Raw genomic sequence first — 18,595 nt, 5'->3', positions numbered from 1 at the left:
TATTTTAACCACTACGATAGATACCCCTTTAATAGAAGGTAAAAAATAAAAGACACGGGACCCGTGTCTTTTATTTTTTAATCTTGAAGAGTTGAATCTTCCGTGTCTTCCACACCAGAATCTTCACCAATTCCGTGATGATCACGAACAAAGAAGGCAATTTCCTCTCTTAAGTCCGTATTCTCTTTTAAGAATTGCTTCGAATTTTCACGACCTTGTCCTAAACGTTCTTCATTATAAGAATACCAAGCACCGCTCTTTTGAACGATATCAAGCTCAGAAGCCATATCCAAGATTTCACCTTCTCTTGAAATACCTTCTCCGTACATAATATCAACTTCAGCAACACGGAATGGTGGCGCTACTTTATTTTTCACTACTTTTACTTTTGTTTTATTACCAACGATGTCGTTACCTTGCTTTAATTGCTCCGCACGACGCACTTCAAGACGGACAGTTGAATAGAATTTCAACGCACGACCACCTGGAGTTGTTTCTGGGTTTCCGAACATAACCCCAACTTTTTCACGAATTTGGTTAATAAAGATTGCAATTGTTTTTGATTTGTTGATTGCTCCTGAAAGCTTACGAAGTGCTTGTGACATTAAACGTGCTTGTAAACCTACGTGTGAGTCACCCATGTCTCCTTCAATCTCTGCTTTCGGTACAAGAGCTGCTACAGAGTCAATTACGATAATGTCAACCGCACCACTTCGTACAAGTGCTTCTGCGATTTCTAATCCTTGCTCCCCTGTATCAGGCTGTGATAATAGTAATTCATCTATGTTAACGCCTAATTTTTGTGCATATACAGGATCCATTGCGTGCTCCGCATCGATGAATGCTGCTTGTCCACCTTGACGTTGTACTTCTGCAATTGCATGTAATGAAACTGTCGTTTTACCTGAACTTTCAGGTCCGTAAATTTCGATAATACGGCCACGTGGGTATCCGCCTACCCCTAGCGCCACATCAAGTGCTAAAGAACCACTTGAAATTGTAGAAATTCTACGTTCCGCTTGTTCTCCTAATTTCATAATTGAACCTTTACCGAATTGCTTCTCTATTTGTTTTAACGCCATATCTAATGCCGCTTGACGATCACTCATTCAAAATTCCTCCTTAACTGAATTGCTAATCTTATTATACCTATTTTCAATTCAATTTGCCAACAAAAATCGAACATTTATTCGATTTTTTTATTTTCCATCACACAAATACGGAATTTAACTATAAAAAAAGCTAGAAGAAACTTATATCTCTTCTAGCTTTTTATATAAATGATAAAATCCATATTTTGCTGATCGTTCTCTAATTTGTTGACGACTTCCACTTAAATTAAGAGGAAAGACTGCAGTTTGTTCACCTTTAATCGCTAATCCAACAAATACTGTTCCTGGCTCTTTCTGTTCTGAAGCATCTGGCCCTGCTACCCCAGTGAAACTAATTCCGATATCCGCTTTTAATAAATCCTTAACATTTTCAGCAAGATAACGAGCACATTCCTTACTAACTGCACCATCAGTATGCAATACTTCTTCAGGCACACGTAAAACATGTTGCTTCACATCATTATGATAACAAATGACACCGCCCTTAAATACAGAAGAAACACCAGCATTTTCAGTTACTTGATTTCCAAAAAGACCACCTGTTAAACTTTCTGCACATGCTAAAGTTAACCCTTTTCTCTTCAATAACTCGATTGCCTTATAATGCAAAAATTCTTGGTCATATCCGTAGAAAAATTCTCCTACTCTTTCTAAAATCAAATCTTCCACATGTTGAATTAGTTTCTCCGCTTCTCTAACATTTTGATGCTTAGCGGTTAAACGTAATGTCACTTCTCCATCATTTGCTAGCGGGGCAATTGTTGGGTTTGTTTGTCCATCAATTAAATCTTGAACTTTCACCTCTAATTGGGACTCCCCAATACCGAAGAAACGAAGCACACGTGAATAAATGTTTTCTCCTGTTGTAAAATTACGTAAAAAAGGCTCTACGTAACTTACATACATTGGTTTCATTTCTTTTGGCGGCCCTGGTAATAAAATATAAACTTTTCCGTTCTTATTTACCCCCATACCCGGCGCCATACCGTGGTCATTTGCAAATACTGTTGCTCCATTTAAAACGAGCGCTTGCTTTTTATTATTCTCCGTAAATTCACGGCCTGTACGCTTAAAGTAATTACTTATTAAGGCTAATGCCTTTTCATCATACACAAGCTCTTCATCTAAACTAGCAGCTATCGTTTCTTTCGTTAAATCATCTTTTGTCGGTCCTAATCCACCTGTGAAAATAAGTATATCAGCACGTTCTTCCGCAGCTTCAATCGCCTTTTGCAGTCGCTTATTATTATCACCAACAACAGTATGATAATACACGTTAATTCCGATTGAAGCTAACTTTTCAGATAAAAACTGGGCATTTGTATTTGCAATTTGTCCAAGTAATAATTCAGTTCCAACCGCAATAATCTCAGCATTCATCCCAATTCCCCCATAAACTTCTATTTTGAGTTTACAAAAGCAGCTCTATTTTTCCAGAAATAATCCCATCCTGAAATAACAGTAAAGATTAATGCAATCCATATGAAGATATCAGCAACTGGAATATGGATTAAATTTAAAGGTACATCGTGTAATAAATATGCTGCAATCGCAATAATTTGTGTCCATGTCTTAATTTTCCCTAGCTGATTTGCCGCAACTACTTCCCCTGTTCCAGCAAGTACAAGACGTAAACCTGTTACAGCAAACTCACGACTGATAATTACAATAACAATCCAAGCCGGTACATATTGCATCTCTACCAATGTAATAAGTGCTGCCGAAACAAGTAATTTATCAGCTAACGGGTCAAGAAACTTCCCTAAATTCGTTACAAGATTATACTTTCTTGCGTAATGTCCATCAATCCAATCTGTAGCTGAAGCAATGATAAAGATAAGTGCCCCTACTAAATGTTGAATTGGCAAATCAACATCACCAATTTTGTATGAACCCCAATCAAAGGGCGCTAACATAATTACCATAAAAATTGGAATTAAGAAGATTCTAGATATTGTAATTTTATTTGGTAAATTCACAGCTATTCCTCCATCATATCAAAAACATTTGTTCATCGAAAAAAAGTCATCGAAGCGATGACTGTTATTGTGCAGGTTGCTCTATCCCTTGGTTTTTAATCACCAATCTTTGGTGATATTCTTTTTGTGGATCTAACGGGAAAGCAAGCACTTGGCCATTCAGTTTAATTTCAACATTCGGTGCACTTCCAATATTAAGTCGTACTTCTTTTAATGTTGATACATCGCGTTTTTCTGTTTGACCGCTTTGTACTGTAGTGTTTAGAATTTCGTTACCCGCATCATCCTTAACATCTACATAACTTGCACCCTTCGCTGAAATTTCCAATTCTAACGTTTTATTATTATGAATTTCCAAAGTAGATACCTTACCAGTTGTTCCAACTACTTTCACTTCTTGCTGTCCAGTTGGTGGTGCTGGTTGCTCCTCTTTCTTTGGTTCTTCTTTCTTTGGTTCCTCTTTTTTCGGCTCTTCCGCTTTCGCTTCATCTTTCTTCGTATCTAACGGAGAATCTTTTGCTTTTTGAACTTCAATTTTCTCACTTTGAGCACTCGGAACTTTTTCATCATCTTTTCCAGTTAACGCTTGAAACACAAACCAGATTACGACTCCAACTGCGATTACTAACAGCGCAACTAAGATTTTCGGCATGTGATCTGCAACTGGCCATGATGAAGATTTTTGCATTGTTTCTTGTGTTTTTTGTCCCGTTGATACTTGTGGAACTTCACGCTTTTCAGATTGTGGTATCGTACTCTGATGTTCTACAAGCAGTTCCTCTCCATGTAATCCAACCGCATCTGCGTATTGTTTAATGAATGCACGCGCATAAAAAGCTCCTGGCAATACATCATAATTGCCTTCTTCAATTGCCACTAAATGGCGTTTTTGAATTTTTGTAATCTCATGCAGCTGATCAATAGTCAAGCCTTTTGCTTCTCTTGCTTCTTTCAGCTTTTGTCCCAATTCCGTCACTACTAACACCTCAATATTTCTTTAAAAGTCAAACATAGAGAAATTATTTTGCGTACCTTGCTCAATTTCATCTACTAAATTATATTGAATTTCTTCATCATAATCGTTACGCAACTCGATAATATAATCAAAATCATCCAATGTGTATTCTGACTGACTCACAAATACATCAGGATGTTCTACAACTTTCGTTGCAGGCAATCTCATAATTTCACGAACGAGCTGCCAATGTCTTTCGTTAGCACGCTTCGTTGACACAATTCCATCTAGGATGAAAATATTGTCATCGCTATACTCATCTTCAATTAATTGACTACGAACAGTTTGCTTAATAAGAGTAGATGATACAAATAACCACCTTTTATTTGCACAAACACTTGCAGCAACAATGGATTCTGTTTTTCCGACACGAGGCATTCCGCGTATCCCAATTAGTTTATGGCCTTCTTTTTTCATAATTTCTGCCATAAAGTCTACCAGTAAGCCTAATTCATCACGCACAAATCGAAATGTTTTCTTATCATCTGCATCTCGTTGTATGTACCTACCATGCCTAACTGCTAGCTTATCTCTTAGCTTGGGCGGACGATATTTCGTTACCGTTATGTTATCCATCGTATTTAAAATTGATTCAAGTCTAGAGATTTGCTCTTGATTATCACACATAAGAAGTAACCCACGTCGTGCATTATCTACACCATTAATTGTGACAATATTAATGCCGAGCATACCGATTAACGAAGAAACGTCACCAAGCAAGCCAGGTCGGTTTTTATGTATTTCATATTCAAAATACCATTCAATCATCCAAGATCACTCCCCTTGCTTACTTTACACCTACGTACTATATTATATGATTTCACCTTAATAGGGAAGCTAAATGTATAATCTATCCTGTGTAATTATTATACAAAAAAAGTAGAGAGGAGAATCTCCTCTCTACTTTTACTTATGTTGTACAAACTTAACCATTAAGTTTGCGATTGTATGTTGCTCCTGTTCATCAGCAACTTTCCAAAGCTCAGCTAATAATTTCTCTTGGTCATTGCGTCCTTCTACTTCATTAGCAAGGTAGTCGCCAACACGAAATGCCATATCTGATACCGCACCGCCGTCTAAACCTTTTCCTTGCGCTTGCTCTAAACGATCTCCTAAAAAGCTCTTCCACTGATCAAAATTATCTAATACTGACATAATTAAGCACCTCACTATTGAGTAATAAAATCATGCTTAATTTGTGCAACTATTCATTTTTTATGTAAGAAATTTTTAACAATGCCAACCGCCATTCACTCCGATGATTTGTCCAGTTATGTAAGATGCTCCTGGTGATACGAGGAATGCAACTGTTTTTGCTACTTCTTCTGGTAACCCTATTCTACCTAATGGTATATCTTCAGCAATTCCCATTTTATCTTCTTCAGAAAAAACACTTAACATTTCCGTTTCAATTGCTCCTGGTGCTACCGCATTCACACGTAATCCACTTAAAGACACTTCTTTCGCTAAAGCTTTCACATATGAATTTTGCGCCCCTTTTACCATTGAATAAAGCACTTCACAAGAAGCCCCTATTTGTCCCCATATAGATGAAACAATTACAATATTACCACTTCTCCTCCCAATCATAGGCGGAAGTGCCATTGAAAGTAATTTATATACGTTCTTCACTTGAAGTTCTACCATATAATCCAATTCATCGTTTGTTACATCTGTTACTAGTCCAAAAATACTCTTCCCAGCTGCATATACAATAACATCAATAGGCTGTTCAATTTGTCCCCACAATTGCTCTGGTCCATCACTAGAAGCCAAATTCGCTTGAACAGGGATAACTTCCCCCCATTCCTTCTGCAATTCCAATACCTTTCCTTCACTGTTATTGTAATGTACATAAACTGTATATCCATCTTGAATTAATTGTTTCGAAATAGCAGAGCCAATCCCCCCGCTCCCTCCAGTTACTAACGCATACTTTTTCATAAATTCCCTCTCTTATCTCTACAAGTTCAATTTTCACACAACTAAATAATACCCTCATCTTACAATTTTTCAATGATAAGATGAGGGTATCTTTAAAATGTTATTTTTTCGGTAACACCTGACAAACACTCATTTTTTCTTCTGATAACAATAATTTTGCTACTTCTTGTAAGTCTTGAACGGTTAGCCCTTCCAATACAGTCAATGCATCAAATAGACTAGATTCATTAAACGCATATCGTGTAAATTGATTTGCAATATATTCTGGTGAATTCAACGAGCGTAAAAAACCACCAATTTTCTTTTTCTTCACTCGTTCTAATGCCACCGCATCTAATTGATCATAATCTGTTTTTAATAAAATATCTTTTAAACGATCTGCCAATTCATCAGGTTGTTTCGTATCACCGCCAACCATTGCAAAACCGAAGTTATTTTCTTCTGTATAATCATACGAGAATGAATCATCAATAAGCCCTTCATTATATAAAGCTTCGTAATGAACAGAACTTTTTCCAAATAAATAATCTAAAAGTAACGTAAGCGCAATTTCTTGTTTTAAAAGCGCTTGCCCTTTTTCTTTTAAATTAGTCGCTTTAATACCAACTAAACATTTCGGTGTTTGCACAGGCATTGAAATAATTTTTTTCTTTTCATTTACCTCATTTGGTTCCTCTTCAAATGAACGCACAATTTCTGGCTGGTTTTTATAATCTTTTTTCGCTTGATTTTCACGTACTAAATCCATTGTTTTCTCTGGATCAATTGCACCCACAACAAATAATAACATATTGCTCGGATGATAAAATGTTTCATAACATTCATATAATAAATCTTTCGTAATTTTACTAATAGATTCGATTGTCCCTGCAATATCAATTTTAATTGGGTGTTTTACAAACAAGCTATCAATTAACCCAAAGTACAAACGCCAATCTGGGTTATCTTGATACATTTGAATTTCTTGCCCAATAATCCCCTTCTCTTTTTCAACTGTTTTTTCAGAGAAATAAGGCTCTTGCACAAAGTTTAGCAATGTATTTAAATTTTGTTCTACGTTTGAAGTACATGAAAAAAGGTAAGCTGTTCGTGTGAAGGATGTAAAAGCATTTGCCGATGCTCCTTGTTTACTAAACAATTGGAAAGCATCGTGATCTTCTTTTTCAAATAATTTATGCTCAAGAAAATGTGCAATCCCATCAGGTACACGAATCATTTCTTCTTTCCCTAATGGTACAAATGTATTATCTACTGAACCATATTTCGTCGTAAACGTCGCAAATGTTTTATTAAATCCTTGTTTCGGTAAAACATATACATCTAATCCATTAGGAAGTTTTTCATAATAGAGTGTTTCTTTTAATTGCTCATAAACAATTTTCTCCATTTACTCTCCCTCCGTTCCTTGTAAAAAGTAAATTGTATCTAGTTCAATATTTTTAGCAACTTTTACAATTTCTTCTTTTGTCACACTTTCTATACCTGTAAGCCATTCTTCAACTGGACGTGTACGATCTGAAATAATACCATGATATAGCATTTCTACAAATCCACGCGGTGTATCAATCGCCTCTAATATTTGATTTTGGATGACACTTTTTGTTTGATGTATTTCTTCTTCAGAAAACTCTCCGTTTTGCATCGCAAGCATTTGTTCTTTAATAATTTCAACTGCTTTTTCATAATTTTTCGCTTCAATTCCTGACATAACAAATAATAAACCTTTATGACTTTCAAAGCGCGATGCTGCATAGTACGCTAAACTATTTTTTTCACGCACATTTACGAATAACTTCGAATGAGAAAAACCACCAAACAATCCATTGAACAATTGCAATGCAAAATAATCTTCATCTTTATATGTGACAAATGTACGATAACCGATGTGTAATTTACTTTGTTTTAATTCTTGTTTTTCAACAACTTCTTTTTCTTCATTATTTCGTCTATGAAGGAGTACATTTCTTTCTCTCACTGGACGAGCTGAAATAGAAAAATACTTACTTACAAGATCAACAGCATTTTCTGAAATATCACCAATAATATATAGATCCATTTCATCTTCCGCTAACACCTTTTGATAATATTGATACAGACTTTCATTTGTAATAGAAGTAACACTCTCTTTTTTTCCATTTGCACTTAAACGATACGGTTCTACTTTGCACATTTCTTCAATTAAACGTTCGTTTGCATAACGCATTTTATCATCATAAGTAGCTTCAATGCGCTGTAAAAGTGCTCTTTTTTCACTTTCTACGATAGAAGGTAGGAAACCGTTCCCCTCCGTTGCTGGATGTAACACAATATCCGATAACATAGAAAGCGCTTTTTCAAATAACGGTGGTGCATCATGTAAATATACTTCATTTGCAATGTCTACATAAATGGAGATGATATGGTCTTCTCCTTTTTTACTTACATCTACCGCTAAAGAAGACCCGTATAATTCTTCTAAATATTGACGAAGACGAATTACAGAAGGTAATTTTTCTGTCGCACTTTGCAATACGTATGGCAATAGGGCACGCTCTGTCACCGTCTCTTCATTTAAAGGCGCTTTAAAACGAAATACAAACGTATTCGTTTTATATTTATCAGTCGGAATAATATGTACGCGTAAACCACCTAACTCATGTAGTTGTTGTTCCATTAGTTTCATTTATAGCCCTCCTTTACGTATATAGGAATATTCCTCTTCAATATACAGTTTTTAGAAATGAAAAATCAACTTTTCTTCCTTATTATGCTTACATATGATCTTTCTAAAAACTTTAATATGTAAGGAACATAGTAAAATTCCGTATTAAATATATTCTATGTAAAAAAGCCCACACTAATGTGCGAGCTTTTTTATACTTATAAAATACTTATCGTTTTCCTTTTTCATAAGGAGTTCCTAATGCTTTCGGAGCTTCAGAACGGCCTACAAAACCGACAAGTGCTAATATTGTGAATACATATGGTAATATCGTTAATAAAACACTTGGAATTTGATCTAATACAGGAATTGTTCCGCCCGTTACACTAAGAGATTGCGCAAAACCAAAGAATAGAGCTGCACCTAGTGCGCCTAGTGGATTCCATTTTCCAAAAATCATAGCCGCTAAAGCTAAGAAACCTTGTCCTGTAATAGTTGCCCCTGAGAAGTTATTAGAAATTGACATTGCAAATATCGCTCCACCAATTCCAGCAAACACTCCTGATATACAGACTCCAATATAGCGCATTTTATATACGTTAATCCCCATCGTATCCGCTGCCATGGGGTGTTCACCAACAGCACGTAGACGAAGACCGAACGGTGTTTTATAAATAACATACCAAACAACGAATGCTAAAATAATGGCAATATACGAAGTTATTGGTACGTTCGAGAAAAATATTTTCCCTAAAACCGGAATATCCGAAAGGCCTGGAATATCAATCTTTTCAATACGATACTGAATAAAGTCAGTCTGCCCTTTATCAAAAATCTTCTTAATTGCAAATACTGTTAAACCAAGAGATAAGAAGTTAATTGCTACACCACTTACAACTTGATCCGCTCGGAATGTAATAGAGGCTACCGCATGAAGTAATGCAAATAATCCACTACCAATTGCCGCAAATAATAACGCAATCCATGGAGTCATCGTTCCCCAAGTATCACCCATTAATAAGTTTGTAACTACTCCAATAAATGCACCAAATAGCATTAGTCCTTCTAATCCGATATTTACAACACCCGATCTTTCACTAAATACACCACCTAATGCTGTGAAAATTATAGGTGCTGATGTATATAACGTACCCGTCACAAGAATGGCTAATATATCTAAAAAGCTCATTTATTTCCCCTCCTTGCTCATGCGTGTAAGCGCCCATCTTAACACATAACTACATGCAACAAAGAAGATGATACATGCAATAATTACATTAATAAGCTCTGATGGTACATCTGCCTCAAAGTTCATTTGAGGGGAAGCACTTTTCAAACCACCAAATAATAAAGCTGAAAGGATTATACCAAACGGATTATTCCCTCCAAGTAATGCTACAGCAATCCCGTCAAATCCTACTCCTGTAAACGAAGACATCGCTGTCATACTCTGGAATGTTCCTAACCCTTCCATCGCTCCACCAATCCCCGCAAATGCACCAGCAATTGTCATAGAAAATACTACATTACGAGAAACTTTCATACCCGCATATTGAGAAGCATGCTGATTAAATCCTACCGACTTTAATTCGTAACCTAAAGTTGTTCTATCTAATAAGAACCACATTAAAATAGCGATTAAAATTGCTACAATAATTCCCCAGTGTAGACGTGAACCATCAGTAATAGAAGCAAGCCAGTCTGAAGATAGTGACGCACTCTCTTTAATATCATACGTTTTGTCATTACCCGCATGTAAGAAACGCTTAATAATGTCATATGTTACATACAACGCGATATAGTTCATCATAATGGTTACAATAACTTCATTCACTTGAAACTTTCCTTTTAAATATCCCGGAATGAAGCCCCAAATTCCGCCCACCAATGCTGCGAATAAAATAGATAATGGAATATGAAGGAAAGCTGGTAGTGAGACTGCATAACCGAACCAAACCGCCGCAAGCCAACCAACTAACAATTGACCCTCTACCCCGATATTAAATAAACCTGTACGAAATGCAAACGCCACCGATAAACCAGCAAGAATAAGCGGTATCATTGTACGAAGCGTTTCACCAATCGCACTTGCGCTACCGAACATACCTGTCCAAAGTGCACTATAACCAACAATTGGGTCATAGCCACTAACTAGCATTACAATTGCTCCTACAAGTAAGCCGAAAATAACGGATAGTACTGGGACTAAAATATTTATCGTTCGCTCTGTTAAAAGTTTTTTAGCCATTGGTACCCACCTGCTCCTTCTTTGTTCCTCCAGCCATTAACAATCCAAGCTGTTGTTCATTCGTTTCTTTCGCATCAACTATTGCTACAATTTTCCCTTCATAAATAACAGCAATTCGATCGCTAACATTTAAGATTTCATCTAACTCTAGTGATAAAAGTAGTACACCTTTTCCTTTATCCCTTTGCTCTATTAATCTCTTATGAATAAATTCAATTGCTCCTACATCTAAACCACGTGTTGGCTGTGCCGCGATTAATAAATCTGGATCACGGTCTACTTCACGTGCAATAATTGCTTTTTGTTGATTCCCCCCAGATAGAGCGCGTGCTAACGTTTGCTCACTAGGTGTACGTACATCAAACTGTTCAATAAGAGCCTTTGCTTTTTCTGTAATTTTGCTGAAATTTAAAATCCCTTTCTTTGAAAACGGATTTTTATAGTACGTTTGCAGAACTATATTATCTCTAACAGAAAAATCAAGAACGAGTCCGTGTTTATGACGATCTTCTGGAATATGACCAATTCCCTCTTCTGTTATTCTTCTAACAGGCCAATTTGTTATTTCTTTTCCTCTAATTGCAATAGAACCTGACTCAACTTTTCGTAAACCAGTAATTGCTTCTATTAATTCACTTTGTCCGTTTCCATCAATTCCTGCAATCCCAACAATTTCCCCCGCACGAACAGTTAAGTCAAGGCCTTTTACAGCAGGTAGTTGACGTGCATCGTGAACAACAAGGTTTGCAATTGAAAGTACCTCTTCTTTTGGCTTCGCGTCTATTTTTTCTGTTTTAAAATTCACTTGACGTCCGACCATTAATTCTGCAAGTTTATTTTCATCCGTATTTGCAACGTCAACCGTTCCAATCCCTTTTCCTTTACGAATAATCGTACAACAATCGCAAACTTCCATAATTTCTTTCAACTTATGTGTAATAAGAACAATAGATTTTCCTTCTTGCACAAGCTTTTTCATAATTTGAATTAGCTCATGAATTTCTTGTGGTGTTAACACAGCTGTCGGTTCATCAAATATTAAAATTTCTGCACCGCGGTAAAGAGTTTTCAAAATCTCAACACGCTGTTGCATACCAACTGAAATATCCTGTATTTTCGCATATGGATCTACAGCTAAGCCGTATTGTTCAGACAGCTTTTGAATTTCTTTAGCAGCTTCCTCAACAGCAATTTTCCCTTTTTTCTTCGGTTCATTTCCGAGAATAATATTCTCTGTAACTGTAAAATTATGAACAAGCATAAAGTGCTGATGAACCATTCCAATACCAAGGTCATTTGCCACATTCGGATTGGTAATGTTTACAGACTTTCCTTTAATTTTAATTTCACCTTGTTCTGGTTGGTACAAACCAAATAGTACATTCATCAATGTGGATTTCCCTGCACCATTTTCTCCAAGTAAAGCATGTATCTCACCCTGCTTTACTTGCAGCGTAATATCATCATTCGCTACAATGCCTGGGAATACTTTCGTAATATTATTCATTTCAATTACGTATTCCATTGTGTTCCTCCTTTTAACAGGGAACATTCCCCTATTACACTATTAACTTATTAAGCAATTCGGAAGTTTTATACATACAAAGGTTAGTTCTATGAACTAACCTTTGCTATTTCTCTATTTATTTTTTTAGAGAAGCTTCATATTCTTTATACTCTTTATCTGTAGCCGGTACTTTAATTTCACCGTCTGTAATTTTCTTTTCAAATTCTTCTACTTTTGTTAAAATTTCAGGGTTAACTTTTTTCACGTTATCAGTTGTTTTTGAAATACCAATACCGTCATCTTTTAAGCCAAACGCTTCAATTTTTCCACCTTTTAACTTTCCATCTTTTGCTTCTTTAGCTACTTTTTCTACAGCTACATCAACGCGTTTTATCATTGAAGTTAATGTTACATTTTCAGGCATACCTTCTTGATGTTGGTCACGGTCAACACCGATTACCCAAACATTTTCACCTTTTTTCTTACGGTTTTTCGCTTCAGTGAACACACCGTTACCTGTACCACCAGCAGCATGATAAATTACATCTACGCCTTGACCGTACATTGCTGAAGCAAGAACTGTACCTTTTTCAGGCTTATCGAATGCTTCTGCATATTCAGATACGATTTCAATGTTTGGATTTACTGCCTTTGCACCAGCCTTAAATCCATTTTCAAATTTACTAATTAAATCACTCTTCATTCCACCAACAAATCCTACTTTATTCGATTTTGTTGACATAGCCGCTACTGCACCTACAAGGAATGATCCTTCATGATCTTTAAATGTAATGCTCGTTACGTTCGGTGCATCTACAACAGTATCTACGATTGCAAATTGTTGTTTTGAAGATTCTTTTGCAACTTCTTTAATTGCACCTTCTAATTTATAACCAATTCCGAAAGTTAAATCATATTTATCTTTTGAGAATTTTTTCAAATTCGGAATATAATCAGCTTCTTTTTCAGACTGAAGGTAACGATAATTTGTCTTTTCTTTTAAACCATTATCTTTACCAAACTTTTGTAACCCTTCCCAAGAAGATTGGTTAAATGATTTATCATCAACGCCCCCAACATCTGTTACGAGACCAACCTTGAAGTCTTTATTGTCTTTCGTGTCTTTCTTATCACTGCTCGCCTTATCCGAGTTACCACATGCACCTAAAACTGTACTTGCTGCTAATGTTAATGATAATAAAAGGCCTGCTTTTTTCTTCATACTAGAAACCCCTCCAAAAATGATATATATTTATTTATTCTTACGCTGCTGTCCCTTACTTCTTGCTGTCACCTCCCTAAAAAGGAATTTACCTACATACGCTTTCTTAATACGTGGAAGCTAAATTTATCAGCTCTAAAGTAATTGATAGAATATAAGATTGGCTCATCATTTTGATCATAGTGCATTTGTTTTAATACAAGCAGTGCTGTTTCAGGCTCACATTCTAAAATCGGTGAGATTTTCGGATGATAGCCAATTGGCTCAATGTGAGCAACCGCATATGTTATGCGCTTATGCGTGTTATTATGTATCACCGTTAATAATGATTCCTCATTGTAACCCGATAAATCTGGCAATATTTCTTTTGCAAGTTTATCGATACAATACACAACAGGTTCCCCATCTGCTGTACGCACGCGTTCAATCATCACTGCATTAAAACCATCTTCACTATTAAACTTCTCTTTTTCCTCTTCAGTTAAAGTTGTAGTGGATGATGATAAAAAGATTGTTCCTGGTGTTTTTCCCACACTAGAAATCATATCTGTAATACTAGAAAGTTGTTCTATTCCAGAAGAAAATAATGGCTTTGCATTTACAAATGTCCCTACACCATGTCTACGAATGACAACATTTTCTTCTTCTAAAATACGTAATGCTTCCCTTAAAGTCGCTCTACTTACGCCAAGTTCTTTCGCTAAATCAAACTCTGATGGTAACTTTTGTCGTTCTTTATAAGCCCCATCTTTAATTTTTTCTTTGATGTGATCAATCACCCGTAAATATAGGTGACGACTATCGGATTTTACTGACATAAGACTCCCCCGCATTTCAATTATTCGACCTCTGATGTAAGACTTCTTTTCTCTTTTTTCAACTTACAACATAGTACAAATGACTAACTACTAAAAATAAGCGCAATTGTCGAATAAATAATAATAATTTTTTAAGATGAAATTTTCACTCTTTACTGTATAAAAAAAACTTTGCACCATAAACATTCCTCATTTCGAGAAAAAGTTCGGCACAAAGATCCTTTACATCCTTTGTTACACACTTTTCCCCTCATAGTCTAGCAATTCATGGTTGCCAGGTAGAAACTTATGGACCTTATCTCCAAGATTATATGAGGCAGTGATTCTTTTCGAAGTAATCTTACCACTTGCTCTCATACGTGTCAACAAAATCCAACATTTTTCTGCATTAAATATCGAACATTTACATAAAACATACTCAAAGTATTCGTATTCTATAGGGACCCTATAAATGTAAGCCCTTTCTTTATTGCTGAGTATAGTATATAACAAAAACACTATATAAAAAAGCCTAATTGTAAAAACAATTAGGCTTTTTTTAAGAACTTTTTTCTTGTACATCATTAATGAGTACTTCTCTCGGTTTACTACCTTCATATGGACCTACTACACCATTCATTTCCATTGCATCAATTAGACGAGCAGCTCGCGTATAACCTACTCTAAACCTACGTTGTAGCATAGAAACAGATGCTGTTTGCATTTCCACTACAAGTTGAACCGCTTCATCATATAATTCATCTTCTACTTCCTGCTTCGTATCAGGAACATCTTGCGGAATCATATCTTCTTGATATTGTGCTTTTTGCTGTCCAATAACATATTCTACAACTCTCTCAACTTCATCATCTGATAAAAATGCGCCTTGTACACGTACAGGTTTCGATGCACCAATTGGTATAAACAGCATGTCGCCACGACCTAGTAGCTTTTCTGCACCACCACCGTCAAGAATTGTACGAGAATCTGTTTGAGAAGATACAGCGAATGCAATACGTGATGGAATATTTGCTTTAATAACACCCGTAATAACGTCAACTGACGGACGTTGCGTTGCAATAATTAAATGAATACCAGCAGCACGAGCCATTTGCGCTAGACGCATAATCGCATCCTCTACATCAGACGAAGCAACCATCATTAAATCTGCTAACTCGTCCACAATTACTACAATATACGGTAATTCGGGTTGTTTCGCTTCTGATTGACTATTATGTTCTTTTATATAATCATTGTATCCTTCAATGTTACGTGTACCACTATGAGCAAATAATTCATAACGACGTTCCATCTCACTCACAACTTTTTTCAATGCTTGCGATGCTTTTTTCGGATCAGTTACAACTGGCGTTAACAAATGAGGCACACCGTTATATACATTTAACTCTACCATTTTCGGGTCAATCATCATTAATTTTACTTCATGCGGTTTTGCACGCATTAAAATACTAACAATAATACCATTAATACATACACTTTTCCCGCTACCTGTCGCACCAGCTACGAGTAAATGGGGCATTTTATTTAAACGGGCTAATACAGCTTCACCTGTAATATCTCGGCCAAGACCAATTAACAACTTCTCTTCCGGATGATTATTAGCCTTAGAATCAAGAACTTCCCTCAGCGTTACCATCGAAACTTCTGAGTTCGGAACTTCGATCCCTACAGCTGATTTCCCGGGAATTGGCGCCTCAATACGAATGTCCTTTGCAGCTAAAGCAAGGGCTAAATCATCACTTAAACTGACAATTTTGCTTACCTTTACCCCCATATCAGGATACACTTCATATTTTGTAACTGCAGGACCTCTATGCACTTTGGTTACTTTCGCTTTCACTCCGAAACTTTGGAATGTACGTTCTAATTTACGAGCATTCTCATAAATTTCCGCGTTTTCATTTGTAACTTGCTTATTCTTTGGAAATTTTAATATATCAAGTGAAGGAAGCTTGTAATCTTTATTTTCTACATTTGAAAATTGCATAGGAGGTGCTTGCGCTTCACTCTCTAACGATTCAACGATTTTTTCTCCACGCTTTTTCTTTGATTCTTCAATTGGTGGAGTCTCTTCAATAAACGGTGAAGTGATCAAATCTTCTTGCTCTACTTCAATTCGTTTATCCTCTTCTTCATTTACAGGATAATTCTCAGTGAAATTTGAAATAATTGGCGGATCAATTTGGATTTCTTCCATCGGCTCAATAACTTCTTCTTGTTCTGCAGCACGTTTGCTTCTTGTACTTCTTGTTGTTTTTTTCTTTTCTGTTTGTTCAGCCGTTCTTTTGGATCTCCAATCTTTATAATCCCCTTGTATCACTTGAAATTGACTTCTAAGAATTCTACCAACTGGAGCTAACACTTCTCCAATATGTTTATTTGTTATACAGAGTACCCCGAGAATAACTAAAATAATTCCAATGATATAGGCTCCTACTTCGTCGAATAGGAAGTAACATGTCGCGAACATAAGCGCACCAAACATACCACCACCTAAATGAACGCTATCTGGCCCTTTTTTCATTTCAAGAAAGAAGTTATCTTTCGTACTCACAATAACAGAAGTATTTTGCACTGCTCCATCTTTTGTAAGAAGGTTAAATAATGTAATATGACTAAACATTAATATTGCCAATACAATTAAATAAAATCCAATTAACCGTTTATTTAAAAGGTTCGGCCATCCGCGTTTTATAACAAAGGAAACCGATAAAGCTATTACACCTAACACACCAATTATGTACCACTCACCAAAGAAGAAGCGAAAAAATAACACAAACGATTTCCCTACAACGCCTAGCTGTAAAATCGTAATGATTGAAAGTGCAAAAAGAGTTAAACCGACGATTTCATAATACAAAGTTGGCTTTATCGTACGTCTTGCCTTTGCCTTCGTCCCTCTTTGCTTTTGTTTTGCCATTTCTTCACCTCGTGTTCTACATATAAGTAAAGCTCTCCTAAAAACGCTCTATTTATATGTCTGTTTTCTCTATTTTTCAGGTCTTTATATCTTCTATTTTTACACTTCTTGTAAAATGCTAAATAAACAGAAGAAAGCAGCCTACTCATGGCTGCTCAACCGTCTTGTTTTTTATATTATACCATAGCTTCTAAACAAAATCCTTCTTTTTGCTAAAAGGTTATTTTCTGACCTGGCTCAAACTCTAAATAGTGAAGTGGGTCCGTACTTAGCACACGTACAATAGAATAACACCCATGTTCCTCTTCAGAAACCATTAATTCCACACCATTTATATTTACAACTTTTTGACTTTCACATTGTGAATAATCGGCCGGATACACAAGTTGCTCTGGCATAATTGTATATAAAATCATTGTAACATTGTCCCTTCTGCACTACCTTCAGCGCGAACATCGATTAATTCGTTTAATTTTCGAATTGCATTTCCAATACCACCAACATCATCTATAAGACCGTACTTTACTGCATCCCCACCAATTACATTCGTCCCAATATCTCGCGTTAAATTTCCTTTCGCAAACATAAGCTCTTTAAAACGATCTTCTGTTACTTTCGAGTGCTTCGTCACAAAACGAATGACTCTTTCTTGCATCTTATCCAAATACTCAAATGTTTGTGGCACACCTATGACAAGACCTGTTAAACGAATTGGATGAATTGTCATCGTCGCAGTTTCCGCAATAAACGAATAGTCAGTAGAAACAGCAATCGGTACACCAATGGAATGTCCCCCACCTAAAACTAAAGATACTGTTGGCTTTGAGAGTGAAGCTACCATTTCAGAAATTGCTAGTCCAGCTTCAACGTCACCTCCAACCGTATTTAATATTAACAGCAAACCTTCAATTTTTGGATTTTGTTCAATCGCAACAATTTGCGGAATGATATGCTCGTATTTTGTTGTTTTATTTTGCGGCGGTAATTGAACATGACCTTCCACTTGTCCGATAATCGTTAAACAATGAATACGTGATTCATTCATCTGTGGTACATTTGTCTGTCCAAGCTGTTGAATTTTTTCTACTATTGAAGCCTCTTTTCCAGCTTCTTTTGGCTCAGCTTCTTTTTCTTCATTTGTATATCGATCACGTTCTGTCATTTCGCATCCCCTTTCACTCGTATATAA

General features: G+C 36.1%; 17 protein-coding genes and 1 riboswitch. All 17 genes read right to left on the bottom strand.

Features of this window, described 5'->3' with window-relative positions; all coding sequences use genetic code 11:
• Positions 1-77: 77 nt before the first annotated feature.
• Positions 78-1,109, bottom strand: coding sequence for a recombinase RecA (recA, locus tag ACO6VI_RS04280; protein WP_001283854.1), 1,032 nt, complete (start codon positions 1,107-1,109; stop codon positions 78-80).
• A gap of 144 nt (positions 1,110-1,253) precedes the next feature.
• Positions 1,254-2,492, bottom strand: coding sequence for a competence/damage-inducible protein CinA (gene cinA / locus ACO6VI_RS04275; RefSeq protein WP_000990687.1), 1,239 nt, complete (start codon positions 2,490-2,492; stop codon positions 1,254-1,256).
• A 20-nt stretch (positions 2,493-2,512) separates the two neighbouring features.
• Entirely contained in the window at positions 2,513-3,091 is a 579-nt protein-coding gene (gene pgsA, locus ACO6VI_RS04270) for a CDP-diacylglycerol--glycerol-3-phosphate 3-phosphatidyltransferase (RefSeq protein ID WP_001052967.1), read from the bottom strand.
• Positions 3,092-3,155: 64 nt separating this feature from the next.
• Positions 3,156-4,067 carry a helix-turn-helix domain-containing protein gene (locus ACO6VI_RS04265; RefSeq protein ID WP_000137473.1) on the bottom strand — a complete coding sequence of 304 codons (912 nt, stop codon included), beginning with the start codon at positions 4,065-4,067 and terminating at the stop codon, positions 3,156-3,158.
• Positions 4,068-4,088: 21 nt separating this feature from the next.
• Positions 4,089-4,874 carry a DUF3388 domain-containing protein gene (locus tag ACO6VI_RS04260; RefSeq protein ID WP_000574107.1) on the bottom strand — a complete coding sequence of 262 codons (786 nt, stop codon included), beginning with the start codon at positions 4,872-4,874 and terminating at the stop codon, positions 4,089-4,091.
• 138 nt (positions 4,875-5,012) lie between these two features.
• Complete coding sequence (locus ACO6VI_RS04255; protein WP_000114444.1) at positions 5,013-5,261, bottom strand: DUF3243 domain-containing protein; 249 nt, start codon at positions 5,259-5,261, stop codon at positions 5,013-5,015.
• A gap of 75 nt (positions 5,262-5,336) precedes the next feature.
• Entirely contained in the window at positions 5,337-6,050 is a 714-nt protein-coding gene (gene ymfI, locus ACO6VI_RS04250; RefSeq protein ID WP_000759628.1) for an elongation factor P 5-aminopentanone reductase, read from the bottom strand.
• Between the two features lie 100 nt (positions 6,051-6,150).
• Positions 6,151-7,437 (bottom strand): EF-P 5-aminopentanol modification-associated protein YfmH, encoded by a 1,287-nt coding sequence (yfmH, locus tag ACO6VI_RS04245; protein WP_000411974.1) that lies wholly within the window; start codon positions 7,435-7,437, stop codon positions 6,151-6,153.
• Complete coding sequence (gene yfmF, locus ACO6VI_RS04240) at positions 7,438-8,712, bottom strand: EF-P 5-aminopentanol modification-associated protein YfmF (protein ID WP_000772415.1); 1,275 nt, start codon at positions 8,710-8,712, stop codon at positions 7,438-7,440. It lies immediately after the preceding gene.
• A gap of 208 nt (positions 8,713-8,920) precedes the next feature.
• A complete protein-coding gene (locus tag ACO6VI_RS04235; RefSeq protein ID WP_000008857.1) occupies positions 8,921-9,880 on the bottom strand; it encodes an ABC transporter permease in 960 nt (319 codons plus the stop codon).
• Positions 9,881-10,939: an ABC transporter permease gene (locus tag ACO6VI_RS04230; protein WP_001085254.1), complete on the bottom strand. Its 1,059-nt coding sequence runs from the start codon at positions 10,937-10,939 to the stop codon at positions 9,881-9,883.
• Complete coding sequence (locus ACO6VI_RS04225; RefSeq protein WP_422423002.1) at positions 10,932-12,464, bottom strand: ABC transporter ATP-binding protein; 1,533 nt, start codon at positions 12,462-12,464, stop codon at positions 10,932-10,934. Before ACO6VI_RS04225 ends, ACO6VI_RS04230 begins: the two co-directional genes overlap by 8 nt.
• 118 nt (positions 12,465-12,582) lie before the next feature.
• Entirely contained in the window at positions 12,583-13,668 is a 1,086-nt protein-coding gene (locus ACO6VI_RS04220; RefSeq protein ID WP_000725769.1) for a BMP family lipoprotein, read from the bottom strand.
• A 92-nt stretch (positions 13,669-13,760) separates the two neighbouring features.
• Positions 13,761-14,486 (bottom strand): GntR family transcriptional regulator, encoded by a 726-nt coding sequence (locus ACO6VI_RS04215; RefSeq protein ID WP_000114182.1) that lies wholly within the window; start codon positions 14,484-14,486, stop codon positions 13,761-13,763.
• A gap of 233 nt (positions 14,487-14,719) precedes the next feature.
• Positions 14,720-14,821: riboswitch (purine riboswitch) on the bottom strand.
• Between the two features lie 203 nt (positions 14,822-15,024).
• Complete coding sequence (locus tag ACO6VI_RS04210; protein WP_001118792.1) at positions 15,025-17,406, bottom strand: DNA translocase FtsK; 2,382 nt, start codon at positions 17,404-17,406, stop codon at positions 15,025-15,027.
• A gap of 212 nt (positions 17,407-17,618) precedes the next feature.
• Complete coding sequence (locus ACO6VI_RS04205) at positions 17,619-17,822, bottom strand: YlzJ-like family protein (protein ID WP_000605020.1); 204 nt, start codon at positions 17,820-17,822, stop codon at positions 17,619-17,621.
• Positions 17,819-18,568 (bottom strand): translocation-enhancing protein TepA, encoded by a 750-nt coding sequence (tepA, locus tag ACO6VI_RS04200; RefSeq protein WP_000139807.1) that lies wholly within the window; start codon positions 18,566-18,568, stop codon positions 17,819-17,821. The genes ACO6VI_RS04205 and tepA overlap by 4 nt, the downstream gene beginning before the upstream one ends.
• Positions 18,569-18,595: the final 27 nt, after the last annotated feature.

This window comes from Bacillus sp. PSXD-155, from assembly GCF_049310765.1.
GTDB classification, from domain to species: Bacteria; Bacillota; Bacilli; order Bacillales; family Bacillaceae_G; genus Bacillus_A; species Bacillus_A cereus.
The sequence above is the reverse complement of the archived record's forward strand: the minus strand, read 5'-3'. Positions and strand labels throughout refer to the sequence as shown.

What these genes read in the sequence shown, in the direction of transcription:
- recA (WP_001283854.1), bottom strand. Translation starts at nt 1,109, where the DNA reads ATGAGTGATCGTCAAGCGGCATTAGATATGGCGTTAAAACAAATAGAG.
- cinA (WP_000990687.1), bottom strand. Translation starts at nt 2,492, where the DNA reads ATGAATGCTGAGATTATTGCGGTTGGAACTGAATTATTACTTGGACAA.
- ACO6VI_RS04260 (WP_000574107.1), bottom strand. Translation starts at nt 4,874, where the DNA reads ATGATTGAATGGTATTTTGAATATGAAATACATAAAAACCGACCTGGC.
- ACO6VI_RS04255 (WP_000114444.1), bottom strand. Translation starts at nt 5,261, where the DNA reads ATGTCAGTATTAGATAATTTTGATCAGTGGAAGAGCTTTTTAGGAGAT.
- ymfI (WP_000759628.1), bottom strand. Translation starts at nt 6,050, where the DNA reads ATGAAAAAGTATGCGTTAGTAACTGGAGGGAGCGGGGGGATTGGCTCT.
- yfmH (WP_000411974.1), bottom strand. Translation starts at nt 7,437, where the DNA reads ATGGAGAAAATTGTTTATGAGCAATTAAAAGAAACACTCTATTATGAA.
- yfmF (WP_000772415.1), bottom strand. Translation starts at nt 8,712, where the DNA reads ATGAAACTAATGGAACAACAACTACATGAGTTAGGTGGTTTACGCGTA.
- ACO6VI_RS04235 (WP_000008857.1), bottom strand. Translation starts at nt 9,880, where the DNA reads ATGAGCTTTTTAGATATATTAGCCATTCTTGTGACGGGTACGTTATAT.
- ACO6VI_RS04230 (WP_001085254.1), bottom strand. Translation starts at nt 10,939, where the DNA reads ATGGCTAAAAAACTTTTAACAGAGCGAACGATAAATATTTTAGTCCCA.
- ACO6VI_RS04225 (WP_422423002.1), bottom strand. Translation starts at nt 12,464, where the DNA reads ATGGAATACGTAATTGAAATGAATAATATTACGAAAGTATTCCCAGGC.
- ACO6VI_RS04220 (WP_000725769.1), bottom strand. Translation starts at nt 13,668, where the DNA reads ATGAAGAAAAAAGCAGGCCTTTTATTATCATTAACATTAGCAGCAAGT.
- ACO6VI_RS04215 (WP_000114182.1), bottom strand. Translation starts at nt 14,486, where the DNA reads ATGTCAGTAAAATCCGATAGTCGTCACCTATATTTACGGGTGATTGAT.
- ACO6VI_RS04210 (WP_001118792.1), bottom strand. Translation starts at nt 17,406, where the DNA reads ATGGCAAAACAAAAGCAAAGAGGGACGAAGGCAAAGGCAAGACGTACG.
- ACO6VI_RS04205 (WP_000605020.1), bottom strand. Translation starts at nt 17,822, where the DNA reads ATGATTTTATATACAATTATGCCAGAGCAACTTGTGTATCCGGCCGAT.
- tepA (WP_000139807.1), bottom strand. Translation starts at nt 18,568, where the DNA reads ATGACAGAACGTGATCGATATACAAATGAAGAAAAAGAAGCTGAGCCA.